The following is a 21,880-nucleotide window of genomic DNA, read 5'->3' as shown; positions in this document are numbered from 1 at the left end:
AAATATTTACTTATTATTTTACTAAAGGGGAAAGGGAGTAGAGGATGGCGACGATAAAGGATATCGCTGAGCTTGCGAAGGTTTCGACAGCGACCGTTTCAAGAGTGTTAAACAATGATAAAAACCTCTCTGTTACGGTTGAAACGAGAGACCGAATTATGGAGATTGCCAAAGAATTGAAATATGTTCCTGTTAGGAAGCGTTATACAGATAATAAGGTTTCATCTGTTGTTGGTGAAACAGAAATAGGTATTGTTATGTTTTGTTCACCTGAGTATGAGTGGGAGGATACGTACTTTTTATCTATCCGTAAAGGAATAGAGAGTGAATGTTCGGAGAAAGGGTTGCTAGTAAAGAAAATTAGTCATTATTCAGGTGGTATGACTGATGTGCAGACGAATCATCTTGATGGAGTTATTGTGGTAGGAATGATAAGTGAAGAGGATGAGAAGGAATTAAGCCAGAGGGTTAACCGTAACATTGTGTTTATTAATTATGTTTCTAAAAGTGAACAGTTTGATGCTGTGATTATTGATCACGAAAAAGCGACCAAAGATGCATTGGAACATCTTTTTTCTCTAGGGCATTCTAAAATCGGATTCATAGGTGGCCAAGAAAGGGATCAAAGCAATAATAAAATTATGGATGTGCGGCATAGGACATTTGAAGAGGTTATGAAAAAAAGAGGTCTCTATAATCCTAAGTATATGTATATTTCTAGCCAATTCCTAATTAGTGATGGATACGCTTCTATGAAAAAAGCGGGTGAGACAGAAGATTTGCCAAGTGCTTTTTTTGTTGCAAGTGATACAATGGCAATAGGTGCAATGAGGGCTTGTCATGAACTAGGGATAAAGATCCCAGGGGATGTTAGTATAGTGAGTTTTAATGATGTTGAGATGGCGAGCTTTACTCAGCCGGCGCTAACGACGGTAAAAGTGTATACAGAGGAGATGGGGAAGGCTGCTGTTAAACTCCTGATGGATAGATTGGAAGGTAGAGAGATCCCCTTTAAGCTCGAGATCCCAACTAAATTAATTGTACGTGAAAGTAGCTCACGTATAGAGTGATAGAACAATTAAATAAGTAATGTTTACTGGAGCTTTTTACTAAAAAGGCTCTTTTTTTGTATAAAAGTCTAAAAATTTCTGAAAAAACTATTGAATAAGTAAATGATATAAGTTATTATTTTACTTAATAAATAGATTATATTTAGTAAATAAATTCGAAGCGCGAAACAAATGCTGGTTTTAATTTTTTTACACAATGCTGAAAGCGCTTTATAAGTTTGGGGGGATTACAGTAGATAACTCTTAGTTGTATTGCAGAGTAGAACAAACCAAAAAATTCTAGGGGGATCATTATGAAAAAAATATTTAGAACGTTCACTGGTATTTTGATGGGTGCAATGGTTTTAACAGCTTGTGGAGGAGAATCTACTGGGTCGGGTAGTTCTAGTAATGCCTTGTCGCTTTACTCCGGTGTATCTGAGGGTGCTGAAAAAGAGGCGATTGAAGAAATAGCGTTAGCCTTTACAGAGGAAACAGGAATTTCAGTTGATGTGAATTTTCCAGGTACAGGGTATGAGGATCAGCTCCGTGTAAGGATGGCCTCAAATGACCTTCCTGATTTATTTGACACTCATGGTTGGGCGATCAATCGATATGGTGAGTACACCGCTGACTTAAGTGATATGGATTGGGTGGAGCATTTCGACGAAGCGATGGCTCCGATCTTGAGAGACGAAGAGGGCAAAGTCTATGCATTTCCGATCAACCAGGCAAAAGATGGCATTATGTATAATGCAACTTTATTAGATGAATATGGAATTGACCTTCCGACGACGTTCGACGAGTGGGTTGATGCAATGGGAACAGTTAAAGAAAAAAGTGATGGTGAAGTAACCCCACTTTGGATTCCTGGTAGTAATCAATATACAATCGCACAAGTACTTGATCAATTATCTACTCCTCTCTTAGTAACAGATGAGAATAATAATTTTGAAGAAGAGTTATTAGATGGCTCGTTTGATTGGTCGAATTATACGCCGCTTGCTGAATTTTTAAAAGGGTTACAAGAACAGGGTTTACTAAATACAGACGTATTAACTGCTAGTGAAGCTCAGAGAATTGAGTTAATGGCGCAAAATAAAATTGCATTTGCATTTGCTGGAGGCGCTTTCGGACCTGCGGTAACAGAACTTAATCCGGATATTCAGGTTGGAACGTTTCCGGTGCCGGCTTACTGGGATGGTGATGAGCCAAGTTGGATTGGGGGAGAGCGTAATACTTTTGCTGCCTTTAAAGATTCAGAAAAGCTAGATGAAGCAAAACAATTTATTGCGTTTCTTGCTCAACCAGACAATGCGAAAAAGTTAGCGGAAGCAGCATCATTACCAGCTGGGATAACGAATGTCGAAACAGAAAACTATTATACTGAATTTTATGATAAATGGGCTCATATTCAAATTCAACCTTACTTTGATCGTGTTTATTTACCGAGTGGAATGTGGGATGTGTACGCGACGACTGGACAAGAGCTACTAGCAGATACACTGACAGCTGAACAAGTATCAGCTGAAATGGAATCTGAATACCTCCGCTTGAGAAATCAGTAGGAATAGAAACGTAGGCAGGGACGTAATTACGATCCCTGCTTGCAAAAGCTAATCCAAGGTACCTTCGGATAAGAATGGTATAAAAAGGAGTTGAGAATATGAGTCAAACTGTAGCGGAAAAGAAAGTCGTGGTTGCCAAGGAAGCTCCAAAAGCGAAACAGAGGAAACAATCTTCACTTATGTGGATGTATATTCCGGCCTTATGTTTTGTGAGCTTGTTTATTATCTATCCATTTTTCAATGGGATTAAAATAACGTTTACAGATTGGAATGGGTTTTCGCAGAATTATAATTGGGTTGGCTTGGAGCAATATAAAAGGATGTTTTCTGACCCTACAACTTGGCTTGTTGTAAAAAATACGCTGCTATATGGAATTGGTAGTACTGTATTTCAAACAGTCATTGGGCTATTGTATGCTTTGCTATTAAACCAGAGTATTAAATTAAAAGCTTTTACTCGGACGATTGTGTATTTGCCTGTTATTATTAGCCCGTTAATTATGGGGTATATTTGGTACTTTTTCTTTGCTTACCAAGGAGGAGCATTAAATGACCTTTTAATGTTTCTAGGATTTGAACCAATTAACGCTCTAGGGAACGCATCGTTTAATCCATGGATTATTGTGTTAGTTAACACATATCAGTTTGTTGGGATTGCGATGATTATCTATTTAGCAGGATTGCAAAGTATCTCTAAAGACTATTATGAAGCGGCTGTTATTGATGGGGCATCAGCTTTCGCTCAGTTTAAAAAGATTACTCTACCATTACTAGCGCCGGCAATTACGATTAATGTCGTTTTAAATGTAATAGGCGGATTAAAACTATTTGATGTCATTATTTCATTGACGGGTGGAGGACCTGGTAATGCTTCGCAATCAATGTCGACGTTTATGTATTCTCTTTATTTTAGAAGACAAGACGCTGGATATGCAGCGACTCAAGGGGTATTAATGGCAACAATTATTTTAATTATTAGCTTAGTAGCTCTCATTTACTTTAAACGTAAGGAGGTAGAGGCGTAAATGGATCGAATGAGTCAATCTAAAAAAACGATCTTAACCATTGTGGCGTTTGTGATCTGTATTATTCATATCATCCCATTCTATATTCTCGCTACAACCTCTTTAAAAGTAAGTAATGACTTTAGCTCGAGATGGTTATTTCCTGATTACTTCACATTAGAAAATTTCGCTCGTGCGTGGGAGCGTGCGAATTTAACGAATGCTTTTATGAATTCAATCATTATTACAGTAGGCGCGGCAATTCTACTAATTCTTGTAGGATCAATGGCGGCTTATCCGTTAGCTCGAGTTAAAACGAGGCTAAACAAGGTTGTTTATTATATCTTTATCTCGATCATGGTTATTCCTCCGTTAACTGCTCTAGTACCGTTGTATCAACTTGTCGTTAATATGGGCATGGTCAATACGCATGAAATTGCGATATTCAATAACGTAGCTGCCTACTTGCCATTAACAATCTTTCTTTATGCGGGGTTCATTCGTTCGACGATACCGAAAGAATTAGAAGAAGCAGCGAAAATCGATGGAGCGAGTACACTTGGAATCTTTTTTAGAATTATATTTCCATTATTAAAACCAGTAACAGCAACTGTTTTAATTATATCTTGTGTATTCATATGGAACGATTACCAGTTTGCTATTTTCTTCTTACAAGATAAGAGTGTACACACATTAACCGTAACGTTAGCGAGTTTCTTTGGTGAAAATCAAAACAATCTTAACTTAGTAGCGGCTGCTGCACTTATGGCTTCGTTGCCAATGATTGTGTTATTTCTTATCTTACAAAAATATTTTATTGCGGGGCTGTCATCAGGATCCGTAAAAGGATAAAACAAACAAAAAACTATTATTCTACTATTAATATATTATGAGGAGGACATCACATGTCTAAAATTACGTTCATCGGAGCTGGAAGTACGATATTTGCTAAAAATGTATTAGGAGATTGTATGTTTGTTCCTGCGTTAAGCGGATTTGAATTTGCTCTACATGATATTGATGAAACAAAATTAAAAGATTCAGAGCAAATGCTACTGAACTTAGCTCGTAAATATAATCCATCTATTAAGGTTAAGGCTTATTTAGATCGAAAAGAAGCTTTAACTGGTGCCAAATATGTAATAAATGCCGTTCAGATTGGAGGGTATGAGCCAAGTACAGTAATTGATTTTGAAATTCCTAAGAAATATGGCTTACGTCAAACGATTGCTGACACAATTGGAATTGGAGGCTTATTCCGCAGCTTGCGCACCATTCCTGTCCTATTTGATTTTGCAAAAGATATGGAAGAAGTTTGTCCTGATGCTTGGTTCTTGAACTATACGAACCCGATGTCTTCGTTAACGGGTGCTATGTTACGCCATACAAACATTAAAACAATCGGCTTGTGTCACAGTGTTCAAGTTTGTACGGACCATTTATTCAAATCACTTGATATGGATCCAACAGGAGTAGAAGAAAGAATTGCTGGAATTAACCATATGGCATGGCTGTTAGAAGTGAAAAAGGATGGCAAAGATCTTTATCCAGAAATTAAAAAACGTGCAAAAGAAATGCAAAAAACAAAACATGATGATATGGTTCGTTATGAGTTAATGGATAAGTTTGGCTACTACGTAACGGAATCATCGGAGCATAATGCTGAATATCACCCATACTTTATTAAAGATCGTTACCCAGAGTTGATCGATCGCTTCAATATCCCGTTGGATGAATACCCGCGTCGTTGTGTGAATCAGATTAAAGAGTGGGAAGAAATGCGTGAGGACCTGGTTGGGAATACACAATTAACTCACGAGAGATCCCATGAATATGGTTCCTATATCATTGAAGCGATGGAAACGAATGTACCATTTAAATTTGGAGGCAATGTGTTAAATACAGGTCGATTAATCTCGAATTTACCTGAAAATGCATGTGTCGAAGTACCGTGTGTAGCAGATCGAAACGGAATCATACCTTGCTATATTGGGGATCTTCCAGAACAATTAGCCGCATTGAACCGCACAAATATTAATACGCAGTTACTTACGATTGAAGCTGCTACAACATTGAAAAAAGAACATATTTATCAAGCTGCTCTCCTAGATCCACATACGAACTCTGAATTGTCGATGGACGACATCATTGCTATGTGTGATGACTTGATCGGAGCTCACGGTGATTGGTTGCCGAAATATCGTTAATACTTTTAATGGAAAGGGTGTCTCAAAGCTCACAATAGTGAGTAAATGAGATACCCTTTTTGCATGAAACTAACCAAAAACCACTGAATTTCGAGTAATCCTTTGTCTATGGTACAATAACTACCATGAATAGAGGAAGAAGGACGGGAAGAGATGAAAAGAGAGACATTACCTGTGCGAAAAAATGACCAGCTGCAAGTGACGATAGAAGATTTAACGCATGAAGGAGCTGGTGTGGCAAAAGTAGACGGTTACACATTATTTGTGCCAAACACTCTACCAGGCGAACTCGTTGAGATAAAAGTAATTAAAACAAATAAAGGCTACGGTTTTGCGCGTCTCCTTGAAATTAAAGAAGAGAGTGAGCACCGATCAGAACCACTATGCCCGATCTACCACCAATGCGGTGGTTGTCAATTTCAACACTTAAGCTATGAGGCTCAGCTTACTTCCAAACAAAAGCAAGTGAAAGACGTGCTTGAAAGAATTGGCGGGCTAAAGGACGTAACAGTACACCCCACACTTGGGATGGAAAATCCTTGGCGCTATCGAAATAAGGCGCAAGTACCCGTAGGAGAAGAAGGAGGCCTTGTCATTGCGGGTTTTTATCAAAAGAGAAGCCACCGCATTATCAACATGGATGAGTGCTTAATCCAGCATGAAGAGAATGATCAAATCATCCGTGTAGTTAAAAACATTGCCAATAAATATGGGATTCGCGCTTATGATGAGGAAAAGCACCGTGGGACATTGCGCCATGTCGTTGCTAGAAAAGGGAAAGCGACAAATGAAGTCATGGTCGTCTTCGTAACTAGAGGGAAGGAGCTTCCGAATAAGAAGAATATCATTGAAGAAATTCAAGCTGAAATTCCTAATGTGAAATCAATCGTTCAAAATATTAACCTAAAACGGACCAACGTCATCTTTGGTGATGAAACGAATGTCCTTTGGGGAGAAGAATATATTCACGATTATATCGGTGACATTAAATTTGCGATTTCAGCTCGCTCATTCTACCAAGTTAATCCGGAACAAACGAAGGTCCTTTATGATAAAGCGCTTGAGTATGCCAATTTGACCGGACAAGAAACCGTGATCGATGCGTATTGTGGGATTGGAACAATCTCATTGTTCCTTGCTCAAAAGGCGAAGTATGTTTACGGGGTAGAAATTGTTCCAGACGCTATTGCAGACGCAAAAAGAAATGCCGAATTAAATGGAATTACGAATGTAGATTTTGCAGTTGGAGAAGCTGAAAAAATTATGCCGTGGTGGTATGCGCAAGGCATACGTGCAGATGTCATTGTTGTCGATCCTCCGAGAAAAGGGTGTGACGCGGAGCTATTAGAAACGATTCAATCGATGAAGCCAAAACGCGTTGTGTATGTATCCTGTAATCCAGCTACTCTTGCAAGAGATTTGAAGGTGCTTGAAGAGGGTGGCTATGTGACGAAGGAAGTGCAGCCGGTGGATATGTTTCCGCATTCGAGTCATATAGAAAATGTTGCGGTACTTGAAATGAAGAATTGATAAAATGAGCCCAAATTGGGCTCATTTTTGAATTTGTGAAATAGTATTTCTAGTTTACAGCTAATAGGTTAGAATGTTTATTAAAAATAAAAACACACTTGCTTTAGTTGAACAAGAGACGTCATTTATAACATGATCTTTTACTTCGCGGTACTTCCTCAGTCGGACTGCTTCACACTAAGTACGGTGATCGTAAGCAGAATTATTACCATTCCCAAAAGTTGAATGGTGGTCAAATGATCTCCGATAAGCAGAACGCCAAATAATGAAGCTGTCACCGGTTCTACCATAGCGACCATCGAAGCAGTTGTCGGGGCAGTCCGCCGAATGCCAATCACATAAAATATAAATGAAATTCCAGCCCCCACGATCCCTAATAGAATAAACCATCCTATGTCGCTTGACGTTACCACAGTAGCTGCCTCATCAATGTCCGTAAAAAGAAAAAGGATGAGACAAAATGAAAAAAAGGCGATGGTTAAGGTGGTCTGAGGATTTCCGATTGAAGAGGCATTTTTAAACCCAAATATAAACAATGCATAGGAAAGGCCAGCAGCAAACCCCGCTGCCGCCCCCAGAAAACTCACTGAAATCGTATCGGAACTGTAGGCACCTGTAAGCAGGATAATACCCATAATCACACCGGAAATGCAACCCCATTTAAACCAAGTCGAACGTTCTATTCGTAATAAAAAGGAGAATAAAAGGACGAAGACAGGTGCGGTGTACATTAAAGTAGCAGCAACAGCAATACTTGATGCCTGGATACTGAGAAAATAAAAAGTGAAATTTCCAGCAACACCAATACCTGCCAATAGGGACCATATGTATAAACGAGTAGACAAGATCCGATTTTGTCTAAAGCGAAAGAGAAACCACGCAAAAAAACATATAAAAGCAACAGCCCCTCGATAAAAGGAAATCACAATAGGATCCCAGCCCTTGTTCATTAAAATATCGCCAATTCCACCACTAATGCCCCAGCATATAGCGGCTAGCATAACTAAGCCTACACCTGAAAATCTCATCGTGTTCCTCCTAAAGATAAGTAATGGTAAGAATTTTGATCACGCTATTAGAAACCTAACGTGGACTTAATAATGTAAATTCAAGGGTCAAACAATCCTCTTTACGTTCCTAATCAAACATATGTTTTTTAAAAGGTATAAATGATAATTCCATTAATTTCTCATACCTAAACCTAACTCAGACCGACCTCCAATATTAAAGGACGGTATCCTCTAAAAGATTAAATGAAACAACAATAGGTATTGTCTAAGTTAAACGAATCAAATCATGAATAATAAGAGGTATAACAATCTATGAATCATAAACATTACGGTAAGGGGATATGGGTAGAAGAGGAGGTCAATATTACTGACAGTTATTGAATTAAGAGTTATTACCATTACTTCTCTATTATGAAAATGTCGAATTACATGGTTGTTGTTTTAGTCATGCTTCTTTTGGGGTGCGATAATCCTTCTTTTGGGAAAACCCTATGAATAAAGAGGGGTGGGACAAGGATGGATAGTCGTACATAAGGTTCTATCTGCAGTAAGTAAATACAAGGACTGTGCTGTTTATGGTATTCTCTTAAAAAGATTATGTTAAAAATAATGTCAGTACCTGAACCTGTATCCTTAACTTTGAGTGAATTACATACCATACTCTTATAGATCTTGCTCAACTGAAAGATGGATGGGTAGTTTGAAAGAGAGGTATTGATTATTCTCTTGAGATCGTTTTTTAGTTTCTAAGAGTTCTAGATTGGTTGCTTGCGTTTGCCATCTTCGTATAGTCGAACCCAACGAATAACTATGCTTGGATTGAATTCGAAGCGTCGAGAAACATTCGATTGTTTCCCTGTTTTAAGTACTTCTCTTATAAAAACTTCCGAGTGGCTAGTAGTGTTAGGTAAGAAGCGATTGCAAAATAAAGGGCAATCGCTTTAGAGCGAAAGGAGCTTTATTTTTGTGAAAAGCATTCAAAGTCGCCTATTGATCATGCTTATTATTTTTATTATCTTCCCGTATTTTTTATCAGTGCTTTTGATTTATGGGTATACGAAGAAGAATGTGGAGCGGCATGAGCTTGCAAGCAGTCAAGATCAAATGCAAGAAGTGTCTGATCATCTGGAACAATACTTTCATGACATGATCCACCTTCCGTATATTTTGTATCGAAATCCCGATTTATTTCGAATGTCAGAAAATGAGGTTGGAAATTCAACTTATTCTAACCCATTGGTTATTGAAAAAGCCCTGAAAACTTTTTATTTGATGCGAAGAGAAATTCGTCAAATTCGGTATTATATTACGGATGAAAAAAACTCATTTTCTGTTTATAATGCGATGATCAGTGCCCGTAAGCACCAACCGGATTTAATGAAGCAAGTCTCTTTTCAGGATCTCATTAACTCTGACCAGAATTTCGTGATTGAGCCGCCACATCAAATTGAGAATTATACCGATGCCGCGATCATTCCCCAGTCGGATAAATCGATGGTTTTGACGGTTCATCATAAAATCATAGATGTCCTATCAAACGAACTTCTTGGCATCCTCACGATTGATATCGATATGGATGAATATATCCGTATAAGCGACCGTCTCATTCAGGGCGGAGATGAATCGGCATTTTTAATTGATTCCGATGGTTTTATCATTTATGCAAGTGATCAAGACTTGATCGGCAAACCTATACCTGCCGATTTACAGTCGCAGATCAATCAGGAGGAAATCTATTCTGATGATGGGGATATTCTTTTGTCTAGAACGTTGTCGTGGCCGTTAGAACAATGGAAATTAGTTAAGATAACCCCGAGCGATTTTCTATTCAATGAGGTGAGGCAAACTGCCCAGACAAATATCATTGTTGGTGTGGGAGTGGTGTTTTTGGGCTTATTAATGGTTGTCATTATTTCTCACAAAATTACTCGTCCAATCAAACGCCTTAGCCGGAAAGTGCGGAGAATTGAGGGCGAGAATATGGACAAGGACGTGTCGTTTGATGATCAACGAGAAGATGAAATTGGCCATCTGGAAAAGCATATAAAGGGGATGATGGACCGGATTAATCTTCATATTGAACGTGAATATAAACTGGAGATCGAGAATAGAAAAAACCAATTTAAGGCTCTAAAGTCTCAGGTGAATCCGCACTTCTTATATAATTCACTACAGTCTATTGGTGCGGTTGCTCTAAGGTCCAATTCTCCGGATGTGTACAAATATGTGACGTCTCTCTCTAGAATGATGCGATACTCGCTTCGGGCAGATCAATGGGTGTCGGTTCAAAGTGAAGTGGATTATATTAATGCTTATTTGGAACTTCAAATGGAACGTTTTCGAACGAGTTTAAGCTACTCGATTGATATCCACGAGACTCTTCGTGATATTAGAGTTCCAAGTATGATTCTGCAACCGCTTGTCGAAAATTTCTTTAAACACTGTTATGAAGAGGGTGTTTATGATGCGCATTTGCACATTGATGGAGAAATACGAGAAGAATATTTATATCTGGTTGTAGAAAATGATGGACCGAGTTTAACGGATGTAGAGTTAGATACGTTAAGGAAAAAAATTTACACGCCGGGTGATAAAGGAACGGATTCACACGAGCATATCGGTCTGAAAAATATTCATGAGCGATTGGTTCTAAATTATGGACCGAGAGCAGGAATGGAACTAGATACGAAGGATGGACAAGGGTTTTCAGTAAGACTTAAGATTCCATTACGTGCAAAGGAGGATGAGATACATGAAAGCTCTGTTGGTGGATGATGAATTCAATGTACGGGACGTCATTCGTTCTTTGGGACAGTGGGAAACATACGGGATTACGACTGTGTTGGAAGCAAACAATGGCAAAGAGGCAAAAAGATTGATTGAACGGGAAACCCCGGAAGTCATTTTTACAGACGTGAAAATGCCCGAAATGAGCGGAATTGAATTAATCGAGTGGCTAGATGCGATCTCTTATCCGGGTAAAGTGATTATGGTTACGGTGTGTGACGACTATTCATTCATGCGTAAAGCGATTCAGTACAGCAGCTTCGATTATTTGTTGAAGCCGATTGAACCTGAAGCGCTCAATCAAGCATTGTTCGGTGCTGTGAATGCTTGGAAAAGCGAAGAGGAGGAACGCCATAATAAAGAAATGGGTCTCTATGAAGATGTTAAAAGTTTACGTATGAACCGGGTAGTGACGACAGCTTGTAACGGTGAGCCTTTTGATGCTGGACAAATTGTCGCTTGTCTTCCGCAAGCTGATGGATACGATCTTGCTTTACTTTCCTTTTACCAAATGCACGATGCCGATTCGTATATTCAATTGCTGGCTAATGAGCTTTGTGATCGGAAGTGGGGGAATGCATTTGCTCTTCTGAACGACCATCATCTCTGTGTCGTTATGACTGTTCAGGGACGATGGTTAGCGGTAGAAGAATGGATTAGTCATCACTTTGATATCCCTATACGTTTTGTTAGTGAAATTCCATTGAAAGCATTGGAAGATCTCCCTGCGTCTTTTCAAGCTGCGCAAAGAGAAATGACCGATCAAAATTTTAGATCCATACACCGATTGACCAATGTGGATGATGCTATGCGCATCCATGACATTGTCGCATATGTAGACAAGTATTATACAGAAGAGTTGAGTCTAGAAAAACTGTCCAACCGGTTTTTCCTGAGTCGCGAGCATATCTCAAGAAAATTCAAACAAGAAAAAGGAGTGACCTTGTCTGAATACGTCACCCAACTTAGAATTGAACAAGCGAAACAGTGGTTAATCCAAACGGATGAGAAGGTATACTCGATTTCAATTAAGCTTGGATACCAGGACGGAAACTTCTTTTCGAAGCTATTCAAAAAAATGGTTGGTATGACACCGATTGAGTACCGGAATCACGGGGAGAAATGGCAAAGCAGAAAAATTAAAAACAAGCGAGTAATCATAAATAGTTAAGTTATTGAGGGGGAAACAATGAATAAAAAGATTTTGCAATTGTTTTGGACTGGTAACCTCATCCTATCACTTTTCGCGTGTGAAGCTGACACTGAATCAGTGAAATCGGAAACGCTAAGTGAAGATCAGAAGATTACGTTGGAAGTGTGGAATCGGAAAGTCGAAATTTCCACAAAATTTGAAGAGATGATTCTGGCTTATGAAAAGGAAAACAAGGGTGTGGATATTATCGTTCGTACCGTAGGCGGAGGGGTCGATGACCGTAGTGATCTAATCGCACAGTTAGCTGCCGGAAAAGGTCCTGATATCTTTACGAACGGTGGATATGAAGAGGCAAAAATGTGGAGTGAATATTTGGAGGACCTTTCTGATCAACCCTGGGTAGAGAATGCGTTTGAAGATGCTCTGGCATCAATGAAAATCGATGACAAACTATACGGTATGCCTATAAGCATTGAAGGGTACGGATTCATTTATAATAAAGATTTATTTAAAGAGGCAGGTATTGAAACGTTGCCAAAAACGAATACGGAATTAATAGCGGCAGCAGAAAAATTGGAAGTGGCAGGCATCACGCCTTTTGCAATCGGATATTATGAAAAGTGGAAATTGGGTCATCTTTTAAATATTGCCTTTGCGCAACAGGAAGATCCGGATGCTTTTATTAAAGGCCTGAACGACGGAACGCAAGACATCGAACACAATCAAACATTCAAAGACCTGGTTGGATTGTTGGATGTAACGATTAAATACGGGAACGAGAGTCCATTGACTACGGATTACAACATGGAAGTAAACCTGTTTACCACTGGGGAAGTAGCAATGATTCAGCAAGGTAACTGGATTCAACCGATGATCGATCAACAAACGCCAAATATGAACATCGGATTTCTACCAATCGCGATTAATGACGATCCTAAAAACGATGCCTTAGCGGTCGGTGTCCCCAATTACTGGGTTGTGAATAAACAATCGACACCGGAGAAGAAGAAAGAAGCAAAGAAATTTTTAAACTGGATGGTTTCTTCTGAACAAGGAAAACAATTTATGATGGAACAATTCAAATTTATTCCGGCGTTTAAACATATTGAGACAAATGATTTAGGACCGCTTGCAGACGATATTATTCGTTACGCCAAGGATGGGAAGACGTTGTCCTTCAACTGGTTTAAATACCCTGGAGGAGCAAGAGATGAGTTCGACCATGAGTTCGGGCTTGCCATGCAAGCTTATATCAATAAACAGCTTAACCATGATCAATTGCTGCAAGAGCTTCAGAAGTCGTGGGAGAAGGCTGCGAGGCAATGATCGATCGTCTTGAAAAGGGGATCCGTGAGAGAATTTGTTTTGTAGTAAACCAAACAAACATGATTTTTTAATAGATCGGTAGAATGAAAAGCAGGATGGGGGAGATGAGAACCCATCTTTTTTTGTTTTCAAGGATCGAGTGGCAAAGTTGATCTAATGCTTTTCTTGATGATAATTTGAATTAATGTTTTCAACTTCTGAACCGATGGAGATACTCTTGCAATCCCCACTTTTTTACAGACTCTCAACACATCAATGTGAATGAAATAAACCAAAGCCCTTCCATAAGAGATCATCCATATCAATTTAAGACTAAATTATCCTCAATTTAAACCGTATTTCCAAAAGGTAGATTTATTTATAATCCAATATATAACCGAAACATGGTGGGATTGCTATTGTTTTTCTACAGGGAAGCCTAAAACTATTACGGGAATCTATGAACCTTTTACATCTGTTATCCCACCAAACAAAATGAAGGGAGGTAATAATGAAAAAATAGTTGTTTGTAAAAGAAAAAAATATTAATCAATTAAAGAGAGGGAAAAAAAATGAAAATCAAAACTCGTAAAAAAGTAGGAAAATTAGTTTTGTGTGCTGCGATTTTAGCAAGCGGTCTGACAAGCATTAGCGTTGCTGCGAGCTCTAACTGGAGTATTGAGGATGATTACACGTCGGCTTGGTCCAGACAGCAAGCTGAGAAAGTGGCTCTGACGGAAGAGACGACAGCCCCAATCATCGATATGGACTTTGAAGACGTAGCTCCGGATGTGTGGGTTTGGGATACGTGGCCCCTTCAGAACAGAGACGGTTCACTTGCGAACGTGAGAGGCTACAGAATTGCATTCGCATTGGTTGCACCGCGTACTTATACTTGGCATGACCGTCATACTGAAGCAAGAATCGGCATGTTCTACTCTAAAAACGGCAAGGATTGGACTTACGCCGGGATTCCATACGATTATGACAACGCGTTAGGGCACATGCAATGGGCTGGTTCTGCTATGTTGGACGAGAAAGGAAAAGTACATTTCTTCTATACGGCAACCACTGATATGAATGCCAATGGCGGTAAAGAATTTAATAAAGACGGATGGGTGCAAAGAGCTGAGCAACGTCTCGCCAAGACGACATTTGATATCAGTGCAGACAAAAATGGAGTGCATTTGACGAATGAAGGTGCTCATCAGATCCTTCTTGAAGCAGACGGCCATCATTATGAAACGATCGAACAGTTCCAAGAGCACGGAAATATCATCACTGGGTTCCGCGATCCATTTTTCTTTAAAGATCCGAATACAGGCGAAGAATACATTATTTGGGAAGGTCAGGCAGGAACCAACAGAAGTGATTTAAAACCAGAAAATATCGGTGATGAAAAATATCGTGAAACTCATAACGTTCCCGATGGCGTGGAATTTTACAACGGCAATATAGGGATTGCGAAAGTGCTTGACAACGACGTAACTGAACTGGAAATGTTGCCGCCGCTTCTCGAGTCAGTTGGGGTTAACCATCAGTTGGAACGTCCACATGTCGTGGTAAAAGGCGACACTTACTACTTGCTTACGATCAGTCATGAATTTACGTTTGCACCAGGCTTAAGCGGTCCGGATGGATTGTACGGATTTGTCGGCGAGGGAGGCTTGCGTACAGATTATAAGCCGGTCAACGGCACTGGTCTGGTTGTTGCCAATCCGGCGGAAAAACCGTTTCAAGCTTATTCTTGGTGGGCGGCACCGGATGGTCAGGTTATCAGCTTCATTAATGAACCTCTAGACGAGAATGGTCAGGTCCAATTTGGTGGAACTTTTGCACCGACGCTGAAGGTATCCTTTGACGGTGACACAACAAAGATCGTAAAAGAAATGGAAGCTGGAGAAATCAAACCTTTTGGTCCTTACGGTAGATCCTTACGGTAAATCTTAGTACGAGGAAATAAAGGTTGCTCCAACTCTTAAACTAGCAATATCCAATGATACAAAGAAAGTAACAGAATTAGCAGAAGGTCAAATCATTCCTTCACGTTAATCAGCTTAGCGAAATATTAAAAACCTAGGAGGTAAGAAAATGAAAAAGAAGAAAAGAAGTTTGTTATTAGCGACAACGATTATCGGACTTTCTGCCATCCTTTCCCCCCTTGCAACAGTAGGTGCAGCAAACGATTATACGGCATCCAATTGGACACGAGAACACGTTACGAAAATCGAACTGAATGATCGTAATACAGCTCCGGTTATTAACATGGATGAATTAGAAAAATTAGATGAAGGGTATCACACTTGGGATACATGGCCTCTTAAAAATAAAGATGGTTCAGTTGCTGTTGTAAATGGGTATAAAATCATTTTTGCTCTTTCAGCTCCAAGTCATGTACTACCTGGTCAAGTCCATGATATTGCCGAAGTTCGTTATTTTTACTCAAGAAACGGCAAGGACTGGATTAGTGGAGGTCCTGTTTTTGAAAAAGGTGACGCATTAGGTTCAAGACAATGGGCAGGATCAGCTATGATCGATGAGGATGATCAACTTCACTTTTTCTATACTGCTACTGGACGTAAAGGAGAAGAGCGTATTACTTATGAGCAGCGCTTTGCCAAAGCTTCTGCTGATGTGGTTGCATCTAAAAATGGAATATCGTTTAAAAATTGGTCCGATCATCAAATAATCCTTGAAGCAGACGGAGAATACTATCAAACTCAAGAACAAGGAAATCAAGGGGATATTGCTTATGCTTTCCGTGACCCTGAATACTTTCAAGATCCTAAGTCTGGTGAAGAGTACATTGTCTTTGAAGGAAACTCTAGTGGAGCGCCTGCTGACCGTTCTTGCTTGCCCGAACACAGTGGATCACCAGAATTTGCTGAAAGTCATGATGTTCCAGAAGTATCCGTATTATTTAATGGAAACATTGGAATTGCCAAGGTAACTAATGACGATTATACGGAATTTGAATTGCTTCCTCCTTTACTAGAAGCGAATTGTGTCAATCAAGAACTTGAGAGACCGCATATTATTGTGAAGGGGAATAACTATTACCTATTCACAGATACACACTTTGATAAATTTGCTCCTGGAATTACAGGTCCAGAAGGATTATACGGATTTGTTTCAGATGATTTATTTGGAGATTATGAGCCACTAAATGGAAGTGGCCTAGTCATCGCTAACCCTGAAGATAATCCATATCAAGCTTATTCTTGGTTGGTTCTGCCTAATGGAACAGTCATTAGCTTTGTTCATTTTACTGATCTAGGTGATTTAACGATTGCAGATGTTGGTCACCAATCACATGAGTTTCAATTTGAACATTTTGGCGGAATGCCCGCACCATCTTTAAAAATTGCATTGAATCGTGACCGTTCGCATATTGTGACTGAGTTAGGACAGGGTGTAATCAGATAATGATAATGAGTCAGCCTCTCATGATTAAAGTGAGAGGCTGTTTCATCAAAGGCGATACTACAAGAATATGGGGGGATATAAATGGAAAGTAAAAGAGATAAGAAGGTCCCATTTTTTTTAGCAGCGATGATAGGCCTTTCTGCTATATTCGCTCCTATTGTAAGTACTGGTGTATATGCCAAAGAAAATATTGATACTTATAATTGGACTCGTGAAGATGTTAGTAATCTTTCAATGAATGCTCATAATACTGCACCTACTATTAATAAAGACGAACTTATTCAAATCACATCAGACTTTTATATTTGGGATACTTGGCCATTACAAGAAAAGAATGGTCATCCAGCTGTCGTAAACGGCTTTAAAATTATTTTTGCTTTGTCAGTGCCTAATGATGTCCTTCCTGGTAAGCGACATGATACAGCTGAAATTCATTATTTCTATTCAAAGGATGGTAAGAGTTGGGAATCCGGTGGCCCTGTTTTTAAAGATGGAGAAGCATTAGGCTCAAGACAATGGGCTGGATCTTCGATTGTTCACAAAGATGGGAAATTACAAATTTTCTACACCGCAACAGGTAAAAAAGGTGAAACTCAACTAAGCTATGATCAACGAATCGCAACCGCAACGGCAAATATAAAAACAACGAACACAAGTGTGACATTTGAAGGTTGGTCGACACATGAAATTATTCTTGAGGCAGATGGAGAATACTATCAAACAAATGAACAAACAGGTCCAGTAGAAACTTCCTATGCATTTCGTGACCCGTATTTTTTCCAGGATCCAAAGACTGGGAAAGAATATCTTTTGTTTGAAGGAAACTCTGCAGGGAAGCTTGAAGACAGATCATATAAACAAGAATACATTGGTTCGGCAGCATTTCGTCAAAACCATGTTATCCCTGATGGATCAAAAGCGTTTAATGGCAGTGTTGGTATTGCCAAAGCAGCAAATCAAGGTTTGACTAACTTTAATTTGCTACCACCATTGTTGGAAGCGAACTATGTAAATGATGAACTGGAGAGACCAAGTGTCATGGTAAAAGGAAACAAATATTATCTTTTTGTAAAAACGCACAATGAGAAATTCGCCTCAGGCCTTAAGGCACCGGAAGGGTTATATGGGTTTACTTCAGATTCACTTTTTGGAGGCTATCAACCCTTGAATGAAAGTGGGCTAGTTATCGCAAACCCAACCGATAATCCGTATCAAGCTTATTCTTGGATGGTTATGTCGAATGGCACTGTCATTAGTTTTGTGAATTATGTTGATGTGGATGGTAAAGATATTTATGAAATTGGCGAGCAATCACCTGAATATCAATTCGACCATTTCGGTGGAATGCTGGCACCTTCTTTAAAAATATCTATCACACGCAATGAAACTAAGATCCTTCATGAAAAGAAGCAAGGGGTTTTTAAATAAAGTGACTTTCATTAGTGGGTTATTTTTCATCCACATTGATAGATAACAAGACTTATCGGATTTTGACTGTCAGTTAGGAATAAACGAGAAGGACAAGCAATGGCGTTCAGTTTTTTTACTGAGCGCCATTGTGCATGGTTACCTTTTAGTTATAATTATAAGTCAACTTCTTATGGTTAAAGTGAGAGTCTACTTTCATTGATTTTTCATATAGGGGAGTGAAGAGCATCATGAAACGAAATCTAGTAATCTTTTTTATGATTGTTATAGCACTGATCATCTGGTTTGCTATAAGTGATTCAGATGTCGAGCAAGAGCAAGTTGAAGAGGAGCCTCTTGAACTTCAACAAGAAGATGAATCTTTAGAGGGTGTGGCTGCCTTATGGAAATTTGATGAAGGAACACGTACGACAACCGTTGAAGCACATTCCAATCAAGAACATCACATCCATTATGTATTTAATGAAGCAGTAGATAAACCGAGCAGCGATCCCCTTTGGAAACAAGGGGTTTCTGGGCACGCTTTGCTGTTTGATGGCTACTCAACTTGGGTATCAGCTGATGCATCGACACTGGATATCCCGGAAGATGCGATGACACTAGAAGCTTGGGTCGCGCCTCGTGCGTTTGAGTGGGGAAATGAGGGGAAACTCTCTTCAATTGTTAGTTATCACAATCAAGAGGAGAATGAAGGCTTTCAATTAGGTGTGTTTCGTCATGGAACATGGTCTTTCCAAATTGGGACAGGTGAGGAATGGTTAGAAGTGTGGGCAGATGAGGAATTTAGACTTCCTCGAAATGAATGGTCCCATCTTGTTGCTGTTTTTTCCAAAGAACGAAACGAAGTCGTTCTTTATCGGAATGGCGAACAAGCAGGCTATCTAGAGATTCCGCCTCATACTACGATCGCCTTCCCTGATCAAGAACTTCGAATCGGAAAAAATAATGACCCTGCTAAAATAAGTGATACTTTTGATGCGAGTATGTTTAATGGGTTAATTGATGAGGTAGTAATTTATCAAAAAGCACTTGAACCGTCTTTTGTTAAGGAACGCTTTGATCAATTTATTGATGGTGAGCTTCCTGATCCTAGTTCGGAACTTGCCTGGGATAGAAGCAGATATGAGGGGGATCGTCATCGGCCTCAGTATCATTTTACTCCCCCAGAGCATTGGATGAACGAGCCGCATGCTCCGCTTCACTTTAACGGACAGTACCATTTATTTTATCAGTTTAATCCAGCGGGCCCTTATTGGGGCGGTATTCACTGGGGACATGCAGTCAGTGATGATCTGATTCACTGGAGAGATTTACCCATTGCCTTAGCCCCTGAAGCAGATCAAGTCGACCCTGATGGTGTATGGTCTGGGGATTCGATTATCGATGATGAAGGCAACCCAGCTCTATTTTTTACCGCAGGAAATGATAGCATGATGCCAAATCAAATGACGGGGCTCGCAAGAAGTACGTTTTTAGATGACCAAAATCCTGATTTAGTTAATTGGATCAAGCATCCAGACCCCGTCACCATTCAAGAAGAAGAGATTCAAACGGAAAAAGGAACTGTTTGGCATGGTCAATTTAGAGATCCGTTTGTCTTTAAATCTGGAGATAAATGGGTCCAGCTTGTTGGTTCAGGAATAAAAGACGGCGAGGAGTCAGTTGGAGGAACAGCGCTTGTTTACACATCAGATAACTTAATCGATTGGCATTATGAGCATCCTCTTATGATTGGGAATGTCCTTAACTATCCGGAAACGGGTGATGTGTGGGAGCTTCCCGTTCTATTACCGATTGGGGAAAACGGTAGCGGTGAAGAAAAATATGTTTTTCTCATTAATCCATGGTTTGACGGCGATAGTGAATATGCGGTGAAATATGTCTGGTATTGGATCGGCTCGTGGGATGATAAAACCTATCAGTTTATCCCTGATCAAGAGGATCCGCAGTTGCTAGATGTCGGCGAACACTTTACAGGACCAAGTGGAATGGTCGATGATGAAGGCCGAGCCATTGTTTTTTCGATTACACAGGATAGAAGAACCGAAGAAAGTCGGTACAATGCCGGATGGGCTCACAATGCTGGTTTACCAATCGTCCTTTCGCTTCGTGACGATCACCGTTTAGGAGTAGAACCTGTTCAGGAAGTAGAACGTTTAAGAGAAGAACACCTTTATGCTCTCGACACCCCTTCTACCATAGAAGACGTGAACCAACAAATAGCAGACCTCAGTGGAGACATGCTTGAAATTGAATTAGAAATTGAAAGAAAAGAGGCTCAAAAAGTCGGGATAAAAGTTCGTCAATCACCAGATCAAGAGGAAGAAACACTCCTATTCTATGATTTTGACGAACAAATGATGAATGTCGATCGGGAGCACTCTAGTCTTTCAGATAATGTGGAAAAAGGAATTCAAGGAGGAAAGGTTGAGTTTCAAGACGACCTTTTACGCCTCCGTATCTTTCTTGACCGCTCCATGGTTGAAGCCTATATTAATGGAGTAAACAGTTTAACGACACGCGTATATCCATCAAGAGACGATTCTCTCTTTCTAGAATTATTTACAGAGGGAGAGTCTGAAGTGAAGAAAATGAATGTATGGAGAATGGGAAGCGCCTATTAATAAGAATTAAAAAAGGGTCAGACCCCAATTGCGAAAGTACGGTGGGCTGACCCTTTTTTCATGAAAAGGTGCCCGATCAAAGCGCCTGATTATTACGTCGTTTCTCCTTTTATCAGTTTGACATCAACAATCGTGTTATTCGGCTTGTCGTCTTCCTTGTCCTCAATCACCTTTACTAAAGTTGAGCATAACTCCCGTTCAAGGCGATCTGCTGGCTGCTTGATTGTTGTGAGCTTTGGATTTTGAAGAATTCGTGTAAAGGACTAAAAGTGTAGTACAAATGTGGTAACGTATTCTTATTTTTATCGATATCTTCACTTTTAATAGTGAAGATATGAATTGGAAAAATAATTTTTTTTAATAAAACACCGTAAACACAAAGATTATCACGTATATAGTTGTGAATTAATATGAATGAATCATATGGAAACGTTTGACATATATATGTTTATGTCTATATAATTTATGTAAACCCTTTCAAAAAAGGGATGTAAATATTCACTTTGCTTTGTAAGGTTGCTAGTTTTACAGAGACTTTGAAAAAATGAAAAGTAGGGGGAATTAGAGTGAGTAGAGCAAAACTGATCTTTGGCATTAATTTTCCAAGATATTGGTTCGATCAGGGCGTTTTTTCCGCTGCGTCATTTTTGGCTGGCTGTCATCATTGCGACATTGATTATTCCGTCTGAAGGTATTTTCCTCCCACTTTATGTTCTTGTTTATAACCTTGGTTGGGTTAACACCTATACGGGCTAAATTGTTCCGTTTGTTGCCAATGACTTTAGTATC

Annotated in this window: 14 protein-coding genes; 13 read left to right on the top strand and 1 reads right to left on the bottom strand. The window is 39.5% G+C overall.

Annotated features, from left to right (window positions below):
- Positions 1-44 precede the first annotated feature (44 nt).
- The 6 genes from AC1FXP_RS15600 (at position 45) to rlmD (ending at position 7,358) form a co-directional block, all read left to right on the top strand.
- On the top strand, positions 45-1,070 hold the full coding sequence (locus AC1FXP_RS15600) for a LacI family DNA-binding transcriptional regulator (RefSeq protein WP_480062934.1): 1,026 nt from the start codon (positions 45-47) through the stop codon (positions 1,068-1,070).
- Positions 1,071-1,363: 293 nt separating this feature from the next.
- Positions 1,364-2,617, top strand: coding sequence for an ABC transporter substrate-binding protein (locus AC1FXP_RS15595; protein ID WP_480062932.1), 1,254 nt, complete (start codon positions 1,364-1,366; stop codon positions 2,615-2,617).
- Positions 2,618-2,715: 98 nt separating this feature from the next.
- Positions 2,716-3,642 carry a carbohydrate ABC transporter permease gene (locus tag AC1FXP_RS15590; protein ID WP_480062930.1) on the top strand — a complete coding sequence of 309 codons (927 nt, stop codon included), beginning with the start codon at positions 2,716-2,718 and terminating at the stop codon, positions 3,640-3,642.
- A gap of 9 nt (positions 3,643-3,651) precedes the next feature.
- The gene (locus AC1FXP_RS15585) at positions 3,652-4,473 is read left to right on the top strand and encodes a carbohydrate ABC transporter permease (protein ID WP_480062981.1); all 822 of its coding nucleotides are present in this window, start codon (positions 3,652-3,654) and stop codon (positions 4,471-4,473) included.
- 53 nt (positions 4,474-4,526) lie between these two features.
- Complete coding sequence (gene melA / locus AC1FXP_RS15580; protein WP_480062928.1) at positions 4,527-5,828, top strand: alpha-galactosidase; 1,302 nt, start codon at positions 4,527-4,529, stop codon at positions 5,826-5,828.
- A gap of 153 nt (positions 5,829-5,981) precedes the next feature.
- Positions 5,982-7,358, top strand: coding sequence for a 23S rRNA (uracil(1939)-C(5))-methyltransferase RlmD (gene rlmD, locus AC1FXP_RS15575; protein WP_480062926.1), 1,377 nt, complete (start codon positions 5,982-5,984; stop codon positions 7,356-7,358).
- Between the two features lie 158 nt (positions 7,359-7,516).
- On the opposite strand, the gene AC1FXP_RS15570 is transcribed toward rlmD, so the two are convergent.
- Positions 7,517-8,386 carry a DMT family transporter gene (locus AC1FXP_RS15570; RefSeq protein ID WP_480062924.1) on the bottom strand — a complete coding sequence of 290 codons (870 nt, stop codon included), beginning with the start codon at positions 8,384-8,386 and terminating at the stop codon, positions 7,517-7,519.
- A 948-nt stretch (positions 8,387-9,334) separates the two neighbouring features.
- On the opposite strand from AC1FXP_RS15570, the gene AC1FXP_RS15565 reads away from it, so the two are divergent.
- The 7 genes from AC1FXP_RS15565 to AC1FXP_RS15535 all read left to right on the top strand — a co-directional run bounded on the left by AC1FXP_RS15565 (position 9,335) and on the right by AC1FXP_RS15535 (position 21,091).
- On the top strand, positions 9,335-11,143 hold the full coding sequence (locus AC1FXP_RS15565) for a cache domain-containing sensor histidine kinase (RefSeq protein ID WP_480062922.1): 1,809 nt from the start codon (positions 9,335-9,337) through the stop codon (positions 11,141-11,143).
- Positions 11,121-12,326: a response regulator gene (locus AC1FXP_RS15560; protein ID WP_480062920.1), complete on the top strand. Its 1,206-nt coding sequence runs from the start codon at positions 11,121-11,123 to the stop codon at positions 12,324-12,326. The genes AC1FXP_RS15565 and AC1FXP_RS15560 overlap by 23 nt, the downstream gene beginning before the upstream one ends.
- Before the next feature lie 18 nt (positions 12,327-12,344).
- The gene (locus tag AC1FXP_RS15555; RefSeq protein ID WP_480062918.1) at positions 12,345-13,634 is read left to right on the top strand and encodes an ABC transporter substrate-binding protein; all 1,290 of its coding nucleotides are present in this window, start codon (positions 12,345-12,347) and stop codon (positions 13,632-13,634) included.
- A gap of 551 nt (positions 13,635-14,185) precedes the next feature.
- A complete protein-coding gene (locus AC1FXP_RS15550) occupies positions 14,186-15,556 on the top strand; it encodes a glycoside hydrolase family 68 protein (protein ID WP_480062916.1) in 1,371 nt (456 codons plus the stop codon).
- Between the two features lie 148 nt (positions 15,557-15,704).
- Positions 15,705-17,039, top strand: a complete 1,335-nt coding sequence (locus AC1FXP_RS15545; protein WP_480062914.1) for a glycoside hydrolase family 68 protein — start codon at positions 15,705-15,707, stop codon at positions 17,037-17,039.
- Positions 17,040-17,120: 81 nt separating this feature from the next.
- Complete coding sequence (locus AC1FXP_RS15540; RefSeq protein WP_480062912.1) at positions 17,121-18,467, top strand: glycoside hydrolase family 68 protein; 1,347 nt, start codon at positions 17,121-17,123, stop codon at positions 18,465-18,467.
- 230 nt (positions 18,468-18,697) lie between these two features.
- Complete coding sequence (locus AC1FXP_RS15535; RefSeq protein WP_480062910.1) at positions 18,698-21,091, top strand: GH32 C-terminal domain-containing protein; 2,394 nt, start codon at positions 18,698-18,700, stop codon at positions 21,089-21,091.
- Positions 21,092-21,880: the final 789 nt, after the last annotated feature.

The sequence above is a fragment of the Halalkalibacter sp. HAAS-P013 genome (genome assembly GCF_056619925.1).
The sequence above is the reverse complement of the archived record's forward strand: the minus strand, read 5'-3'. Positions and strand labels throughout refer to the sequence as shown.

What these genes read in the sequence shown, in the direction of transcription:
- AC1FXP_RS15600 (WP_480062934.1), top strand. Translation starts at nt 45, where the DNA reads ATGGCGACGATAAAGGATATCGCTGAGCTTGCGAAGGTTTCGACAGCG.
- AC1FXP_RS15595 (WP_480062932.1), top strand. Translation starts at nt 1,364, where the DNA reads ATGAAAAAAATATTTAGAACGTTCACTGGTATTTTGATGGGTGCAATG.
- AC1FXP_RS15590 (WP_480062930.1), top strand. Translation starts at nt 2,716, where the DNA reads ATGAGTCAAACTGTAGCGGAAAAGAAAGTCGTGGTTGCCAAGGAAGCT.
- AC1FXP_RS15585 (WP_480062981.1), top strand. Translation starts at nt 3,652, where the DNA reads ATGAGTCAATCTAAAAAAACGATCTTAACCATTGTGGCGTTTGTGATC.
- melA (WP_480062928.1), top strand. Translation starts at nt 4,527, where the DNA reads ATGTCTAAAATTACGTTCATCGGAGCTGGAAGTACGATATTTGCTAAA.
- rlmD (WP_480062926.1), top strand. Translation starts at nt 5,982, where the DNA reads ATGAAAAGAGAGACATTACCTGTGCGAAAAAATGACCAGCTGCAAGTG.
- AC1FXP_RS15570 (WP_480062924.1), bottom strand. Translation starts at nt 8,386, where the DNA reads ATGAGATTTTCAGGTGTAGGCTTAGTTATGCTAGCCGCTATATGCTGG.
- AC1FXP_RS15560 (WP_480062920.1), top strand. Translation starts at nt 11,121, where the DNA reads ATGAAAGCTCTGTTGGTGGATGATGAATTCAATGTACGGGACGTCATT.
- AC1FXP_RS15555 (WP_480062918.1), top strand. Translation starts at nt 12,345, where the DNA reads ATGAATAAAAAGATTTTGCAATTGTTTTGGACTGGTAACCTCATCCTA.
- AC1FXP_RS15550 (WP_480062916.1), top strand. Translation starts at nt 14,186, where the DNA reads ATGAAAATCAAAACTCGTAAAAAAGTAGGAAAATTAGTTTTGTGTGCT.
- AC1FXP_RS15545 (WP_480062914.1), top strand. Translation starts at nt 15,705, where the DNA reads ATGAAAAAGAAGAAAAGAAGTTTGTTATTAGCGACAACGATTATCGGA.
- AC1FXP_RS15540 (WP_480062912.1), top strand. Translation starts at nt 17,121, where the DNA reads ATGGAAAGTAAAAGAGATAAGAAGGTCCCATTTTTTTTAGCAGCGATG.
- AC1FXP_RS15535 (WP_480062910.1), top strand. Translation starts at nt 18,698, where the DNA reads ATGAAACGAAATCTAGTAATCTTTTTTATGATTGTTATAGCACTGATC.